The 14,779-nt window shown below is 69.1% G+C and carries 14 protein-coding genes and 3 pseudogenes; 13 read left to right on the top strand and 4 right to left on the bottom strand.

The genetic code is table 11. The features are described 5' to 3' along the window. Window positions 1–111: 111 nt before the first annotated feature. From ACODNG_RS02800 to ACODNG_RS02755, 10 genes and pseudogenes are all read left to right on the top strand, one after another. A pseudogene (locus ACODNG_RS02800) lies at window positions 112–1,295 on the top strand (LeuA family protein). Then, window positions 1,295–1,528 carry a hypothetical protein gene (locus ACODNG_RS02795; RefSeq protein ID WP_434522343.1) on the top strand — a complete coding sequence of 78 codons (234 nt, stop codon included), beginning with the start codon at window positions 1,295–1,297 and terminating at the stop codon, window positions 1,526–1,528. Before ACODNG_RS02800 ends, ACODNG_RS02795 begins: the two are co-directional and overlap by 1 nt. Before the next feature lie 173 nt (window positions 1,529–1,701). Further along, a complete protein-coding gene (gene ilvB, locus ACODNG_RS02790; RefSeq protein WP_434522342.1) occupies window positions 1,702–3,513 on the top strand; it encodes a biosynthetic-type acetolactate synthase large subunit in 1,812 nt (603 codons plus the stop codon). Beyond that, window positions 3,510–4,229 (top strand): acetolactate synthase small subunit, encoded by a 720-nt coding sequence (gene ilvN / locus ACODNG_RS02785; protein WP_434522341.1) that lies wholly within the window; start codon window positions 3,510–3,512, stop codon window positions 4,227–4,229. Before ilvB ends, ilvN begins: the two co-directional genes overlap by 4 nt. 45 nt (window positions 4,230–4,274) lie before the next feature. Next, window positions 4,275–5,330 carry a ketol-acid reductoisomerase gene (gene ilvC, locus ACODNG_RS02780; RefSeq protein ID WP_434522340.1) on the top strand — a complete coding sequence of 352 codons (1,056 nt, stop codon included), beginning with the start codon at window positions 4,275–4,277 and terminating at the stop codon, window positions 5,328–5,330. Between the two features lie 70 nt (window positions 5,331–5,400). Next, a complete protein-coding gene (leuC, locus tag ACODNG_RS02775) occupies window positions 5,401–6,822 on the top strand; it encodes a 3-isopropylmalate dehydratase large subunit (RefSeq protein WP_434522339.1) in 1,422 nt (473 codons plus the stop codon). Next, complete coding sequence (leuD, locus tag ACODNG_RS02770; RefSeq protein WP_434522338.1) at window positions 6,819–7,487, top strand: 3-isopropylmalate dehydratase small subunit; 669 nt, start codon at window positions 6,819–6,821, stop codon at window positions 7,485–7,487. The genes leuC and leuD overlap by 4 nt, the downstream gene beginning before the upstream one ends. Continuing rightward, window positions 7,484–8,481, top strand: a pseudogene (locus ACODNG_RS02765) (isocitrate/isopropylmalate family dehydrogenase). Before leuD ends, ACODNG_RS02765 begins: the two are co-directional and overlap by 4 nt. A gap of 95 nt (window positions 8,482–8,576) precedes the next feature. Beyond that, window positions 8,577–8,950: pseudogene (locus ACODNG_RS02760) on the top strand (DUF555 domain-containing protein). 109 nt (window positions 8,951–9,059) lie between these two features. Then, window positions 9,060–9,599 carry a CBS domain-containing protein gene (locus tag ACODNG_RS02755; protein ID WP_210113862.1) on the top strand — a complete coding sequence of 180 codons (540 nt, stop codon included), beginning with the start codon at window positions 9,060–9,062 and terminating at the stop codon, window positions 9,597–9,599. Between the two features lie 6 nt (window positions 9,600–9,605). Here ACODNG_RS02755 and ACODNG_RS02750 read toward each other — a convergent pair whose 3' ends face one another. Both ACODNG_RS02750 and ACODNG_RS02745 read right to left on the bottom strand, forming a co-directional pair. Continuing rightward, window positions 9,606–9,788, bottom strand: coding sequence for a hypothetical protein (locus ACODNG_RS02750; protein ID WP_434522337.1), 183 nt, complete (start codon window positions 9,786–9,788; stop codon window positions 9,606–9,608). Next, entirely contained in the window at window positions 9,785–9,910 is a 126-nt protein-coding gene (locus tag ACODNG_RS02745) for a hypothetical protein (RefSeq protein ID WP_434522336.1), read from the bottom strand. Before ACODNG_RS02745 ends, ACODNG_RS02750 begins: the two co-directional genes overlap by 4 nt. 216 nt (window positions 9,911–10,126) lie before the next feature. On the opposite strand from ACODNG_RS02745, the gene ACODNG_RS02740 reads away from it, so the two are divergent. The 3 genes from ACODNG_RS02740 (at window position 10,127) to ACODNG_RS02730 (ending at window position 12,608) form a co-directional block, all read left to right on the top strand. Beyond that, window positions 10,127–10,432 (top strand): hypothetical protein, encoded by a 306-nt coding sequence (locus ACODNG_RS02740; RefSeq protein WP_434522335.1) that lies wholly within the window; start codon window positions 10,127–10,129, stop codon window positions 10,430–10,432. Between the two features lie 92 nt (window positions 10,433–10,524). After that, complete coding sequence (locus tag ACODNG_RS02735; RefSeq protein WP_434522334.1) at window positions 10,525–12,303, top strand: nitrite/sulfite reductase; 1,779 nt, start codon at window positions 10,525–10,527, stop codon at window positions 12,301–12,303. Between the two features lie 2 nt (window positions 12,304–12,305). After that, window positions 12,306–12,608 (top strand): DUF6360 family protein, encoded by a 303-nt coding sequence (locus tag ACODNG_RS02730; RefSeq protein ID WP_434522333.1) that lies wholly within the window; start codon window positions 12,306–12,308, stop codon window positions 12,606–12,608. A gap of 371 nt (window positions 12,609–12,979) precedes the next feature. On the opposite strand, the gene purM is transcribed toward ACODNG_RS02730, so the two are convergent. Together purM and ACODNG_RS02720 are read right to left on the bottom strand one after the other, a co-directional pair. Continuing rightward, window positions 12,980–14,020, bottom strand: coding sequence for a phosphoribosylformylglycinamidine cyclo-ligase (gene purM, locus ACODNG_RS02725; protein ID WP_434522332.1), 1,041 nt, complete (start codon window positions 14,018–14,020; stop codon window positions 12,980–12,982). Between the two features lie 82 nt (window positions 14,021–14,102). Next, window positions 14,103–14,777 (bottom strand): metalloprotease, encoded by a 675-nt coding sequence (locus ACODNG_RS02720; protein WP_434523045.1) that lies wholly within the window; start codon window positions 14,775–14,777, stop codon window positions 14,103–14,105. Window positions 14,778–14,779: the final 2 nt, after the last annotated feature.

The following is a 14,779-nucleotide window of genomic DNA, read 5'->3' as shown; positions in this document are numbered from 1 at the left end:
CGAACTGCCGGTCCGCTCCGATTTTGCGATCGTCCAAACCGTTAAGTACCCGACCGTCTTGTCGTGAACCGATGACAGACATCACGGAGGCTTCGTCGGACACCCCGGCGGATCGAGTTCTTCCAGGGCACAATAGCTTCTAACGTCGAAATCGGTCCTGTACGGATCTTCGACACGACCCTGCGAGACGGAGAACAGTCACCGCGGACGTCGTTCAGCTACGATGAAAAACGCCGCATAGCGGCGACGCTGGACGACATGAACACCCACGTCATCGAGGCGGGGTTCCCGGTCAACTCGGACGCGGAGTTCGAGGCCGTCAGCGACATCGCCGCCGCCACGGACACCACCGTCTGCGGGCTGGCGCGGGTCGTCGAGGGCGACATCGAGGCCGCCATCGACTCCGGCGTCGAGATGGTCCACGTGTTCGTCTCCACCAGCGACGTTCAGCTGGAGGACTCGATCCGACGCGACCCGCGAAGAGGCGAAGGGACGCGCGGTCGACGCCGTCGAGCAGGTCAAAGACGCCGGCGTCGAGCTGCATGTTCTCGCCGATGGACGCCACCCGGACGGACCCGGACTACCTGGTAGACATCGTCGAGGCCGTCTCCGAGGCGGGCACCGACTGGATCAACATCCCGGACACCTGCGGCGTCGGGATGCCGACCAGCTTCGGCGAGACGGTGGCGGCCGTCGTCGAGGCGACAGACGCCCGCGTCGACGTCCACACCCACGACGACTTCGGCATGGCCGCGGCGAACGCGATCATGGGCTTCGAGAACGGCGCCGAGCAGGCGCAGGTGTCGGTCAACGGCATCGGCGAGCGCGCCGGCAACGCCGCCTACGAGGAGGTCGTCATGGCGGTCGAGTCGGTGTACGGCGTCGACACCGGCATCGACACGACCCAGATCACCAAGCTGGCCCGGATCGTCGAGGAGGCCTCGGACATCCCGGTGCCGGCGAACAAGCCCGTCACCGGGCGGAACGCGTTCGCCCACGAATCCGGCATCCACGCCGCCGGCGTCATCGAGAACAGCGACACGTTCGAGACCGGCGTGATGACCCCGGAGATGGTGGGCGCCGAGCGCGAGTTCGTGCTGGGCAAACACACCGGCACCCACAGCGTGCGCAAGCACCTGGTGGAGGCCGGCTTCGACCCGACGGACGGCGAGGTCCGGGCGATTACGAAGCGGGTCAAGGAGTACGGCTCCGGGAAGCGGCAGGTGACGGCCGGCGACGTCGAGCGGTTCGCCGAGGAGGCGGACGTCACGCGGGAGGAGGAGGTCCGGGTCTGATGCCCCTCTCCTCGACCGGAGCGCCCCCGAGCGACCGCGCGGGCGGTCGCGAGAGAGAGCCGCGCGTCGTCCCCGACGGTCCCACCGGAACCGTCGAGGGGCGGAGCGTCGCGTTCCCCGACAGGAATTTATACCCCGGCCGCGTTGCTCAGAGCGAGATGCGACGGTACACCACGGCCGCGGAGCGAGCGGGCGTTCCCGCAGCCGTCGCGCCGATCATCGTAGGGGTCTAACCCCCTACACTACCCTTTCCTCACCGACGCGACGCACCGCCGAACGCCGGCGGCCGGGCCGTTTCCGACGGCACGGAGCTTCGCTCCAGAGCCGGGAACCGCGACCCCGCCCGTCCCGCGTTCGCAGCGACCGACACCACCCGCCAGATGCCACACCGAACACCACCACGACAATGAGCGACACAGCAGCACACACACGAGAGGACGACCCGGACGGCTCCGCGGAGCCGCCGGCGGGAGCTGACGACGGGGCGCCCGACGCCGACGACGCTCCCGCCGCGGGCGCCGTCTCGACCGGCGCCGAGTCGGTCGTCGCCGCCCTCGAAGCCGCGGGCGCGAAGACCGCCTTCGGCGTTCAGGGCGGGGCGATCATGCCCGTCTACGACGCGTTGTACGACTCGTCGATCCGCCACGTGACGATGGCCCACGAGCAGGGCGCCGCCCACGCCGCCGACGCGTACGGCGTCGTCGCCGGCGAGCCGGGGCTCTGTATGGCCACCTCCGGGCCGGGCGCGACGAACCTCGTCACCGGCATCGCCGACGCCGACATGGACTCGGACGCAATGCTGGCGCTGACCGGACAGGTCCCCACGGAGTTCGTCGGCAACGACGCGTTCCAGGAGACCGACACGGTCGGCGTCACCCGGCCGGTCACGAAGCACAACTACTTCGCGGGCGGCGCCGACACCGTCGGCGACACCGTCGGCGAGGCGTTCGAGCTGTCGCGGGCCGGGCGGCCCGGTCCGACGCTGGTCGACCTGCCGAAGGACGTGACGCAGGACGAGACCGACCGGACGCCCGGTCCGGCGACGCCGCCCGCGGGCACCGACCCCGACCCGAACGCGGACGCGGACGCCGTCGAGGAGGCGGCGCGCGCCATCGAGTCGGCCGAGCGCCCAGTCTGCCTGTTCGGCGGCGGCGTGATCAAGGCCGACGCGAGCGACGAGGCGCGGACGTTCGCCCGCAGCTACGGGATCCCGGTGACGACGACGATGCCGGGCATCGGTTCGTTCCCCGAGGACGACGACCTCAGTCTCTCGTGGGCGGGGATGCACGGCACCGGCTACGCGAACCTCGCGATCACCCACACCGACTGCCTGATCGCGGTCGGAACCCGGTTTGACGACCGGCTCACCGGCGGGATCGACACCTTCGCGCCCGAGGCTGAGGTGATCCACGTCGACATCGACCCGGCGGAGATAAGTAAGAACGTCCACGCCGACTACCCCCTCATCGGCGACGCGGGGCGCGTCTTGGACCAGTTGACGGCGGCGGTCCGCGAGGCGCCCGACACCGAGGCGTGGCGCGAGCGCTGCGAGGAGTGGAAGGAGACGTACCCGCTCACGTACGCGACCCCCGACGACGAGCCGCTGAAGCCGCAGTTCGTCGTCGAGGCGTTCGACGAGGCGACCGACGACGACACCATCGTGACGACCGGCGTCGGGCAACACCAGATGTGGGCCTCCCAGTTCTGGACGTACACGGAGCCCCGGACGTGGGTCTCCTCGCACGGCCTCGGCACGATGGGATACGGTGTGCCCGCCGCGGTCGGCGCGCGCGTCGCCGCCGACACGATGGGAGAGAGCGACCGCGACGTGGTGTGTTTCGACGGCGATGGCTCCTTTTTGATGACGATGCAGGAGCTTTCGGTGGCCGTCCGCGAGGAGCTGGACATCACGATCGCGGTGCTCAACAACGAGTACATCGGGATGGTCAGACAGTGGCAGGACGCCTTCTACGAGGGCCGCCACATGGCCTCCGACTACACGTGGATGCCCGAGTTCGACAAGCTCGCGGAGGCGTTCGGCGCCCTCGGGATCCGCGTCGACGACTACGACGAGGTCGCGCCCGCCGTCGAGGAGGCGCTCGACTACGAGGGTCCCGCCGTGGTCGACTTCCACGTCGACCCCGAGGAGAACGTCCTGCCGATGGTGCCGAGCGGCGGCGCGAACGGGAAGTTCGCGGCCGCGGAGGACCAGCTATGAGCGGCGACTCGCCCGACTCCCGGCCCGCGACAGACGGGGGCTCCGCCTCCGACGCCAGCGCGTCGGAGACCGACTCCCGACCCCTGCCGGACGAGCAGCCCGGTCCCGACGAGCGCGACCACCCTGAGGGGCGCCGGAACCTCGAAGGGATCCGGATCGACCCCGTCGTCGAGGCCGAACACGAGTCGCGGCGCGCCGTCATCTCGGCGCTCGTCGAGGACGAGCCGGGCGTACTCGCGCGCGTCTCCGGACTCGTCTCCCGCCGCCAGTTCAACATCGAGAGCCTCACCGTCGGCCCGACGACCGTCGACGGCCACTCGCGGATCACGATGGTCGTCGAGGAGACGGACCCCGGGATCGACCAGATCGAAAAGCAGATGGCGAAGCTGAAGCCGGTCATCTCGGTCGGCGAGGTCGCCGGCGACGCGGTCACCTCGGAGCTCGTCCTGCTGAAGGTCGAGGCCGACGACCCCGCCGCGGTCCACGCCGTCTCGGAGATGTACGACGGCCGGACGGTCAACGCCGGGCCGGAGACGATCACCGTCGAACTCACCGGCGACAACGCCAAGATAGACAACGCGATCGGCGCGTTCGAGCGGTTCGGCATCGTCGAGATCGCGCGGACGGGACCGACCGCCCTCGCGCGCGGCGACACCCCGACCGCGCCTGGAGAGAAGCCCGGGACGGCCGGCGAACCGACCACGCACGACGACTGACGCGCGAAAACACACGCGAACACACAGCGAACCCACACGATACACATGACCGAAGACGACACCCAGACGTTCGACTCGACAGTATACTACGACGAAGACGCCGACGAGGAGGCCATCGCACACAAGACGGTGGCCGTCCTCGGCTACGGCTCGCAGGGCCACGCCCACGCGCAGAACCTCGCGGACAGCGGGGTCGACGTGGTCGTCGGTCTCCGCGAGAGCAGTTCCTCGCGGGCCGCCGCAGAGAGCGACGGACTCCGCGTGGAGACCCCCGCGGACGCGGTCGCCGAGGCCGACGTGGTGAGCGTCCTCGTCCCCGACACCGTCCAGCCGGACGTGTACGAGGCGGCGATCGAACCGAACCTCGACGCGGGCGACACGCTGCAGTTCGCGCACGGGTTCAACATCCACTACAACCAGATCCAGCCGCCCGAGGACGTCGACGTGACGATGGTCGCGCCGAAGTCGCCGGGCCACCTCGTCCGCCGCAACTACGAGAACGACGAGGGAACGCCCGGGCTGCTCGCGGTGTACCAGGACGCGACCGGCGACGCTCACGACGAGGGGCTCGCGTACGCGGCCGCGATCGGCTGTACCCGCGCCGGCGTCGTCGAGACGTCGTTCCGCGAGGAGACCGAGACCGACCTGTTCGGCGAGCAGGCCGTCCTCTGTGGCGGCGTCACCTCGCTCGTGAAGCAGGGGTACGAGACGCTCGTCGACGCCGGCTACTCCCCGGAGATGGCGTACTTCGAGTGTCTCAACGAGCTGAAGCTCATCGTCGACCTCATGTACGAGGGCGGGCTGGGCGAGATGTGGGACTCCGTCTCAGACACGGCGGAGTACGGCGGACTCACACAGGGCGACGTGGTCGTCGACGAGCACGCCCGCGAGAACATGGAGGAAGTGCTGGAGAAGGTCCAGAACGGCCAGTTCGCCCGCGAGTGGATCGCGGAGAACCAGGCTGGGCGGCCCTCCTACACCCAGCTCCGGACCGCCGAGAAGAACCACGAGATCGAGGCCGTCGGCGAGGAGCTTCGCGGGCTGTTCGCGTGGGAGGAATCGACCGAGGACGACGAGGAGAGCGCCGAGGTGACCGCCTGATGGGCGTACGCGGCGGCGCGAACCGGCTGGACGACACCGCACACCCCACGCGCCACGCGGGTGAGCGCCGATGAGCGAGGGGACGCTGTACGACAAGGTGTGGGACCGACACAAGGTGACGCGGTTACCCACCGGACAGGACCAGCTGTTCGTCGGGCTCCACCTCGTCCACGAGGTCACCAGCCCGCAGGCGTTCGGCATGCTGAAGGAGCGCGGGCAGGAGGTCGCGTTCCCGGAGCGCACGCATGCGACGGTCGACCACATCGTGCCCACCGGGAACCGCGACCGCCCCTACCGCGACGACGCGGCCGAGAGCATGATGGCGGAGCTGGAGGAGAACGTCCGCGGCTCCGGCATCGACTTCTCCGACCCGGACTCCGGCGATCAGGGGATCGTCCACGTCATCGGGCCGGAGCAGGGGCTCACCCAGCCGGGGATGACGATCGTCTGCGGCGACTCGCACACGTCGACGCACGGCGCGTTCGGCGCGCTGGCGTTCGGCATCGGCACCTCGCAGATCCGCGACGTGCTGGCGACCGGCTGCGTCGCGATGGAGAAACAGAAGGTCCGCAAGATCGAGGTCACGGGCGAGCTCGGTGAGGGCGTCACCGCGAAGGACATCATCCTCACGATAATCGGGAAGCTCGGGACCGACGGCGGCGTCGGCCACGTGTACGAGTACGCCGGCGAGGCCATCGAGGACCTCGGGATGGAGGGTCGGATGTCCATCTGTAACATGTCGATCGAGGGCGGCGCCCGCGCGGGGTACGTCAACCCCGACGAGACCACCTACGAGTGGCTCAAGGAGACGGACGCCTTCGCCGACGACCCAGAGAAGTTCGAGCGGCTGAAACCCTACTGGGAGTCGATCCGGACCGACGACGACGCCGAGTACGACGACGTGGTCACCATCGACGGCTCGGCGATCGAGCCGACCGTCACGTGGGGGACCACGCCCGGCCAGACGGCCGGGATCACCGAACCGATCCCGGACCCCGACGACCTCCCCGAGGAGGACCGGGACACGGCGCGGCGCGCGCAAAAGCACATGCGCGTCGAGCCGGGCGACACGATGGAGGGGTACGACATCGACGTGGCGTTCCTCGGCTCGTGCACCAACGCGCGGCTGAAGGACCTCCGCGAGGCCGCGGCGTTCGTCGAGGGCCGCGAGGTCGACGACGACGTGCGCGCGATGGTCGTCCCCGGCAGCCAGCGCGTCCGCGACGCCGCCGAGGCCGAGGGGCTCGACGAGGTGTTCAAAGACGCCGGCTTCGACTGGCGCGAGCCCGGCTGTTCGATGTGTCTCGGGATGAACGACGACCAGCTGGAGGGCGACGAGGCGAGCGCCTCCTCGTCGAACCGGAACTTCGTCGGCCGGCAAGGCTCGAAGGACGGGCGCACCGTGCTGATGAGTCCGATCATGGTCGCGGCCGCGGCGGTGACCGGCGAGGTCACCGACGTCCGCGAGATGGAGGAGGTGGCGACCGTATGAGCTCGCCCGAGTTCAGCGACGGCGAGGCGCCGGCCGAGAAGGTCACCGAGGTCTCCGGTACCGGGATCCCGGTCCGGGGCAACGACATCGACACCGACCAGATCATCCCGGCGCGGTTCATGAAGGTCGTCACCTTCGACGGGCTGGGGCAGTTCGCCTTCTTCGACCAGCGGTTCGACGACGAGGACAACGAGAAGGACCACCCGTTCAACGAACAGCAGTATCAGGGCGCGAACGTCCTGGTCGTCAACGCCAACTTCGGCTGCGGCTCGTCGCGCGAGCACGCCCCGCAGGCGCTGATGCGCTGGGGGATCGACGCGGTCGTCGGCGAGTCGTTCGCGGAGATCTTCGCAGGCAACTGCCTCGCGCTCGGTATCCCGACGGTCACGGCCGATCAGGAGGCGATCGAGGCGCTGCAGGACTACGTCGAGACCAACCCGGACGCCGAGGTCGACATCGACGTGGCCGAGGAGACGATCACCTACGGCGACACCGTGATCGACGCGACGGTTCACGACGCCCAGCGGAAGGCGCTCGTCGAGGGGGTCTGGGACACGACGGCGCTGATGGGCGCGAACGGGGGCGCGGTCCGCGAGACCGCCCGGTCGCTGCCGTACGTTCCGGACGAACACGTGTCCGAGCCCGCGGCGGGGGACGGCGCGTGAGCCACGAGGTCGTCGTCATCGAGGGCGACGGGATCGGCCGCGAGGTCGTCCCGGCGGCCGTCGAGGTGCTGGAGGCGCTCCCCGTCGACTTCGAGTTTGTCGAGGCGGAGGCCGGCGACGCAACGAAGGCGGAGACGGGGGAGGCACTCCCCGCCGAGACGTACGACGCGGTCGCCGACGCGGACGCGACGCTGTTCGGCGCGGCCGGCGAGACGGCCGCCGACGTCATCCTCCCGCTGCGCGAGGCGGTCGACTCGTTCGTCAACGTCCGGCCCGCGAAGGCGTACCCCGGCGTCGACGCACTCCGGCCGGAAACGGACGTGGTGTTCCTCCGCGAGAACACCGAGGGCGTCTACGCGGGCCACGAGGACCGGCTCTCCGAGGACCTCTCGACGCTGACGCGGGTCGTCACCTCGTCGGCCTCGCGCGAGCTGGCGGAGTACGCCTGCGAGTTCCTCGAGGACGGGCGCGGCCCCGCGGGCGACCCCGACGAGGGGTTCACCGTCGCGCACAAGGCGAACGTGATGCGCGAGACCGACGGCCGGTTCCGCGAGGAGGTGCTGGCGGTCGCCGACGAGCGCGGCGTCGACACCGACGAGGAGCTGATGGACGCGTTCGCGACGAAGCTCCCGCTCGACCCGACGCAGTACGGCGTGATCGTCTGCCCGAACCTCGCCGGCGACGTGCTCTCCGACCTGGCCGCCGGTCTCGTCGGGGGCTCGGCCTACTCCCCTCCGCGAACGTCGGCCACGAGAACGGGCTGTTCGAGCCGGTCCACGGCACCGCGCCCGACATCGCGGGCGAGGGGGTCGCGAACCCGACCGCGGCGGTCCTCTCGGCAGCTATGCTGTTAGAGTACCTCGGCCACGTCGAGGAGGGGAAGCGCGTGCGCGACGCCGTGGAGGGCGTGCTCTCCGACGGCCCGCGAACCGGTGACCTCGGCGGCGACGCGGCGACCGACGAGGTCACCGCGGCGATCGTCGACCGGCTGTAACGGGCGCTTCACCGCAGGTCGCCCCCGATCGACGGGGCGGCCGCGACCGCGGGCGAACCACAAGACAAGAAACCCTGCGGCCCGTTCGCTCGAATATGAGCAACTACGAAGTCGCGATGGAAGCCGCCTGGTTGGTCCGAGACGTCGAGGAGACCGACGACGCCATCGGCGTCGCGGTCAGCGAAGCCGGCAAGCGACTCAACGAGACGGACAAGCAGTACGTCGAGGTCGAACCCGGCGTCACCGGCTGTCCGGCCTGCGGCGAGCCGTTCGACGCCGCGTTCCTCGCGGCGAACACGGCGCTCGTGGGGCTTCTCTAGAGATCGACATCTTCAACGCCGACAGCGAGGAGCACGCCGAGCGGATCGCGAAAAGCGAGGTCGGCGGCGCGCTCCGCGACGTCCCCCTCGAAGTCATCGACGTCTTCGAGACCGAGGCGGACGACGAGGACGAGGACGCGGAGCGATAAGGGCGACCGCGGACCGCGCTCGGCCGACGCCGGCGGGCCGAGACTCTCCGGCGGCGCGAGTTCGGTCGGTGCCGAAAGCTTTTCTAATAACCTTAAGTAATTAACCGGCATGGAACTGCCGACGCCACAGGACCTCCGCGAGCGCCGGACCGCGCTCGACCTGACCCAGAGCGAGCTCGCCGACGCCGCGGACGTCTCCCAGCCCCTCATCGCCCGGATCGAGGGCGGCGACGTCGACCCCCGGCTCTCGACGCTCCGCCGTATCGTCAACGCTCTCCAAGAGGCGGAAGGCGAGGTCGTGCGCGCGACCGACCTGATGAACGAGACCGTGATCAGCGTCGCCCCCGACGACGCCGTGAGCGAGGCGGTCGAGCTGATGGAGGCGGAGGCGTACTCGCAGCTCCCCGTCCTCCAGAACGGCGTACCGGTCGGTTCGATCAGTCAGGGAGATATCGTCCACGCCGGCGAGAACGTCGGCGACCACCCCGTGAGCGAGGTGATGAGCGAATCATTCCCGACGGTCGCGCCGTCCGCGACCGTCGACGAGGTCAGAAATCTGCTCGACCACTACAAGGCCGTGATGGTCACCGACGGCGGGGAGACGGTCGGGATCATCACGGAGGCCGACATCGCCGCGCAGCTGTCGTAACGCTTCCTACTCCTCCCGCCGCTCGGAGAGCCGCTCCCAGATCTCCGTACAGCCCGCGCCGTCCTCGACGTCGTCGAGGTGGTCCGTGCCGTCGTCGGGTTCGGCGTCCGTCTCCCCTTCCGCGTTCGCTTCGTTTCCGACGTCTCTCCGTTCGTCGTCTGTCGCTCGGGAACTTCCTCGCTCGGTCATCGTCGCTCCGAGATGTCGCCGAAGAGTTCGGGCGCGACGTCCGCGGACGCGTGCTGTCGGTACTCGTCGCCGGTCGGGTCGACGGGTCGATCGTCGGTGGAGCCGGGAACCGAATCGGTCATTACACCGTCGTAACCGGGCACGAGTCATAAGTGTCGGTACGCGTGTAAATCGAACCACTACTCTCGGATACCGGATTTCATGTCCGGTAATTCGGAGAGTAATTTTACGCTGTGTGGCGGTGTAGTCTGCCGGTTTTTCGATACTGCCCCGTCATCGAAACTGTCGTCGGTTGCGAGCACCGTCACTCATTGGGTCGTCGCGGCCGAACTGCGTGCGTGACCACTCGTTTGCGCGTCCTCGACGACGGAGCGTGGATATCCGTCAACGACAGCCGGGAAGTGCGTGTCAGCGAACTGTGGCGGGTCGACGCGCCGGATCTGTGCGAGTGCGCGCTCGCGGATCTGGTCGTCGAGAACTTCCAGTCGGTCGGCGTCGACGCCTCGACCGTCGAGGCGCGGGTGTACGGCCAGTGTATCGCGTGCGGGGAGGCGGGGACAACCGGCTGGATCCCGCTCGGGCAGGTACGCGGGGGCGAGTTCGTCGAATTCGACCGCTCCGCCGTTCGGCGAGTGCGGCGCTGAGGGTAGCGGCAACACGTGCCCCGTTGGTGGGGCACCGGGAAAGGTTGACACCACGCTGTCAGCTATGTGGGTGTCGGCTGTAGGCCGGATCGATGCCAACCGACGTCGAGAACTGGAAATCGGAGGTGTACGGCAACGAGATTCGCGACCGCCTGTTCGAGTTCGCCGAGGAGGGGTTCGACTCGATCCCGGACGACGAGCGGGACGCGTGGTTCGAGCGGTTCAAGTGGTGGGGGCTGTACCATCAGCGGAACGGACAGGAGGGGTACTTCATGATGCGGATCGGCACCCCGAACGGCGTGCTCGAACCGGGACAGCTCCGCGTCGTCGGGGAGATCGCCGACGAGTACGCCCGCGGTCCCGGAACGAACCCGGTCTTCGGCGACGCGTACGCCGACTTCACAACCCGGCAGTCGATCCAGCTCCACTGGATTGAGCTGTCGGACGTGCCGGCGATCTTCGAGAAGCTGGAGGAGAACGGACTCTCGACCCAGCAGGCCTGCGGGGACTCGTGGCGGAACATCGTCGGGAACCCGGTCGCGGGCAAGGACGGACAGGAGGTGATCGACGCGTGGCCGGTGATTCGTGACCTCAACGAGCGGTTCAAGGGGAACGACGACCACTCGAACCTCCCGCGGAAGTGGAAGGTGTCCGTGACCGGCTCCGCCGACGGCTCCGGGCAGGGTGACATCAACGACCTCGCGTTCGAACCCGCGTACAAGGCGGTCGGCGGAGACGGCGGCGAGGGAGAGGGCGACGAAAGCGAGGACGCGGTCGGTTTCAACGTCCGGGTCGGCGGCGGACTCGCGCGCAACGAGCCGCGGCTCGCCCGCGACATCGACGTCTGGGTGCCTCCGGAGCGGGTCCCCGACGTGGCCGGCGGGCTCTCCGCGCTGTTCCGCGACTACGGCGACCGCGAGGACCGGTACAACGCGCGGGTGAAGTTCCTCGTCGACGAGTGGGGCGCGGAGGAGGTCCGCGAGACGCTACAGGAGGAGTACGTCGACTTCGAGCTGGAGAGCGCCGGCCGCGACGTTCGCGAGGAGTACACCTACAACGCCGGCGAGGGCGAGCGCAACGACCTGATCGGCGTCCACGACCAGAAAAACGGAGCGAACTTCGTCGGACTGAACGTGCTCGTCGGTCGGATGGGCGCGGCCGACGTGCTCGAACTGGCCGACCTCGCCGAGGAGTACGGCTCCGGCGAGGTCCGGCTCTCGCAGCGCCAGAACGTCATCGTCACCGACGTGCCGGACGACGCGCTCGACGAGTTCCTCGACGAGCCGCTACTCGATCACTACTCGCCCGACCCGTCGCCGTTCATGCGCGGCTCGGTCGCGTGTACCGGCACGGAGTTCTGCTCGCTGTCGATCGTCGAGACGAAGAACCGGCAGGTCCGGTTCGCGCGCTGGCTGAAGGCCAACGTCGACCTCCCCGCCGACGTCGACGAGTTCCACATCCACCTCTCCGGGTGTACGGCCTCGTGCGCGCAGCCGCAGATCGCCGACGTGAGCCTGCGCGGGATGAAGACCCGCAAGGACGGGGACCCGGTCGAGGCGCTCGACGTGGGTCTCGGCGGCGGACTCGGCGAGAACCCGCAGTTCGCCCGCTGGGTCACCCAGCGCGTGCCCGCCGACGAGGTGCCGGGGGCGATCGCGAACCTGATAGACTCGTTCGCCGCCGAGCGCGACGAGGGCGAGTCCTTCCGGGCGTTCGTCGCTCGCCACGACGAGGACGAACTCGACGCCTTCGTGGAGCCGGAGGAGACCGACTACGAGGACCCGATGCTGCACAACACGAAGCGCACCTGGTACCCGTACGCCGAGAACGACTCGATGGAGGACGCGCCGTCGACCCCGGCGGACGACTGACGATGCCGGATCGCCTCATCCGCGTGAACGCCTACACGACCCTCGACCTCGTCGACGGCCGCGCTCGCGGCCACGAGTTCGAGAGCGACGCGCCCGGCGTCGTGAACGTCACCGCGCCGCGGGAGGACCCCGAACAGGTCACGCTGGAAGTCGAACTCGACAACACGGCGATCGACGACCTCGCTGCCCACGTCGACGAGATCGACCTCTCGCCCGCGCAAGCGAGAACGCTGGCCGAGGCGCTGGAGTCGACGGCGGACCGCGTCGAAGCCGCGAAAAGCGGTGACGGCGACGATTCCTTATAAACCAATGTGCGGTGGCGCGTGCCGACGAGCGCCCGCAGGGCGCGAGTCGCACGCGCGAGGGACGCCGCGAGCGCTCGCAGAGCGCGAGCGGCGAGGCTGGGGAGGCGTGAGGTGCTGTGCGGTGCGGGGAGGGACTCAAAGGGGCAGCCGCGAGGGCGAAGCCTGACGACGCAAGCACCACAGGGAGCGAACGGAGTGAGCGACCGAGGAGCGCAGCGAGTCACGCGAGTCCTCGCGGCTGGGGCTTTGGAGGTGTTCACCGTCGGTTCGGCATCAACGATTTATAAATGAGCGAAGGCTTTGGAAGTACTCGCCGTCAAGCCGAAGTTACGGATTTATAAGCGATCGAGAACGGCGTCGACAGCAACCACTTATAATTCTAGTCCGCGGATCGCGACGCTCCCCTCGTCGCCCTCACTCTCCTCGACACGCCCGATCACACGACCCCCGGTCTCGTCGGCCAGCGACTCGGCGTCATCTGAGTCAAGCGCCGCGACGAAGCCGGTCCCCATGTTGAACGTCCGGTGGATCTCCTCGTCGGAGACGCTCCCCTCCGACTGGACGAACTCGAAGACGGGCTGGGGGTCGAACGCGTCCTCGACGACGTACCGGTTCGCGCCGAGCCGCGTCAGGTTCGTCCAGCCGCCGCCGGTGACGTGGGCCGCGCCGCGCACGCCGCGCTCGCGCATCGGATCGAGCAGGTCGGTGTATATCGCGGTCGGCTCCAGAAGCGCGTCGCCGAGCGTCTCGTAGCCGTCGAACGGGCAGGGATCGCCGTAGGCGTGGTCGCGCGTGACGGCCTCGCGCGCCAGCGTGAGTCCGTTCGAGTGGATCCCCGACGAGCGCCAGCCGACCAAGGCGTCGCCCGGCTCCGCCCGGCCGTCGAACACGCCGTCCTTCGCGGCGAGACCGACGCAGGCCCCCGCCAGGTCGAGTCCGCGGATCACGTCGGGCATCACCGCCGTCTCGCCGCCGACGAGTTCCATGTCGGCCAGCTCCGCGCCGCGAGAGAGTCCCTCGCCGACCTGCTCGGCGAACCGCTCGTCCGGCTCGTCGACCGCGAGGTAGTCGACGAACGCGACGGGTCGGACGCCGGCCGCGACGAGGTCGTTGACGTTCATCGCGATACAGTCGATCCCGACCGTCGAGTAGTCGCCGAGCGCCTCCGCGACGAGCAGCTTCGTCCCGACGCCGTCGGTCGCGAGCGCGAGGTAGCGGTCGCCGATGTCGAGCAGGCCGGCGTAGTCGCTCCCGGAGTCGTCCGCGTCGGGGTCGGACCCGACCGCGCCGATCAGCGCCGCGGTCGCGGCCTCGCTCGCGTCGATGTCGACGCCCGCGTCTGCGTAGGTAAGTTCGTCGCCGTCGGTCGCCCCGCCCGATCCCTCGTCGTCGCCCCCGTCGCCCTCGGACATGTGTGTGAGACCACGCCCGCGGAGCAAAAACGCACCGTTCCCTTCGGGTTGGCGAGAGATGGGAAAGACGGACGCCCTCGGCTCAGAACGGCCCCCCGAACCCGAGTCCGACGACGAAGACGAGTCCGACCGCGAGCAGCACGGAGGGGACGAAGACGGCCGCCCAGACGAGCTTGCTCCAGTTCAGCACCGTCTTCCCGTCGAGGGGACCGTACGGGACGAGGTTGAACGCCGCAAGGAACGCGTTGATCGCGATCCCTCGGGAGCCGAGGATCGTGACGATATCGTTTCCGAGGAACCCCCCGAGCGCGAACAGCGGGACGAACGCGACCATCAGTCCGAGGTTCACGACCGGCCCGGCGAGCGCGATGTGGCCGTGTTCGCGCGGCGTCAGCCGCCCGCGGTGGTGGACCGCGCCCGGCGCGGCGAAGATGAACCCCAACAGCGAGCTCATCACGGCGATAAACAGCATGCTGTTGTCCGCGCGGAACTCGGCGACCTGGTCGTAGTGGACCGCGACCACCTTGTGTGCGACCTCGTGGAGGAGGAACGCGACCCCAGCGGTCGAGAGGGCGACGAACAGCGGCGGGAGCACGCCCGCGGCGACGATCCGGCCGATCCCGGCCGAGCCGTTCACGAAGAACAGCATGAACGCCACGCCGAGCGCGAGCCACGCCACGAGCAGGTCGCGGAGCTCGGTGCCGCTGAAGTAGAGACCCGCGATCCGCCGCCCGGAGAACGCCCCCGAGCCGCTCATGC

The organism is Halorubrum sp. AS12 (assembly GCF_051122765.1).
In the GTDB taxonomy this organism is placed as follows: Archaea; Halobacteriota; Halobacteria; order Halobacteriales; family Haloferacaceae; genus Halorubrum; species Halorubrum trapanicum.
The sequence above is the reverse complement of the archived record's forward strand: the minus strand, read 5'-3'. Positions and strand labels throughout refer to the sequence as shown.

Excerpts from the sequence above, each read along its gene's own strand:
- ACODNG_RS02795 (WP_434522343.1), top strand. The coding sequence starts at position 1,295 with ATGCCCCTCTCCTCGACCGGAGCGCCCCCGAGCGACCGCGCGGGCGGT.
- ilvB (WP_434522342.1), top strand. The coding sequence starts at position 1,702 with ATGAGCGACACAGCAGCACACACACGAGAGGACGACCCGGACGGCTCC.
- ilvN (WP_434522341.1), top strand. The coding sequence starts at position 3,510 with ATGAGCGGCGACTCGCCCGACTCCCGGCCCGCGACAGACGGGGGCTCC.
- ilvC (WP_434522340.1), top strand. The coding sequence starts at position 4,275 with ATGACCGAAGACGACACCCAGACGTTCGACTCGACAGTATACTACGAC.
- leuC (WP_434522339.1), top strand. The coding sequence starts at position 5,401 with ATGAGCGAGGGGACGCTGTACGACAAGGTGTGGGACCGACACAAGGTG.
- leuD (WP_434522338.1), top strand. The coding sequence starts at position 6,819 with ATGAGCTCGCCCGAGTTCAGCGACGGCGAGGCGCCGGCCGAGAAGGTC.
- ACODNG_RS02755 (WP_210113862.1), top strand. The coding sequence starts at position 9,060 with ATGGAACTGCCGACGCCACAGGACCTCCGCGAGCGCCGGACCGCGCTC.
- ACODNG_RS02750 (WP_434522337.1), bottom strand. The coding sequence starts at position 9,788 with ATGACCGAGCGAGGAAGTTCCCGAGCGACAGACGACGAACGGAGAGAC.
- ACODNG_RS02745 (WP_434522336.1), bottom strand. The coding sequence starts at position 9,910 with ATGACCGATTCGGTTCCCGGCTCCACCGACGATCGACCCGTCGACCCG.
- ACODNG_RS02735 (WP_434522334.1), top strand. The coding sequence starts at position 10,525 with ATGCCAACCGACGTCGAGAACTGGAAATCGGAGGTGTACGGCAACGAG.
- ACODNG_RS02730 (WP_434522333.1), top strand. The coding sequence starts at position 12,306 with ATGCCGGATCGCCTCATCCGCGTGAACGCCTACACGACCCTCGACCTC.
- purM (WP_434522332.1), bottom strand. The coding sequence starts at position 14,020 with ATGTCCGAGGGCGACGGGGGCGACGACGAGGGATCGGGCGGGGCGACC.
- ACODNG_RS02720 (WP_434523045.1), bottom strand. The coding sequence starts at position 14,777 with ATGAGCGGCTCGGGGGCGTTCTCCGGGCGGCGGATCGCGGGTCTCTAC.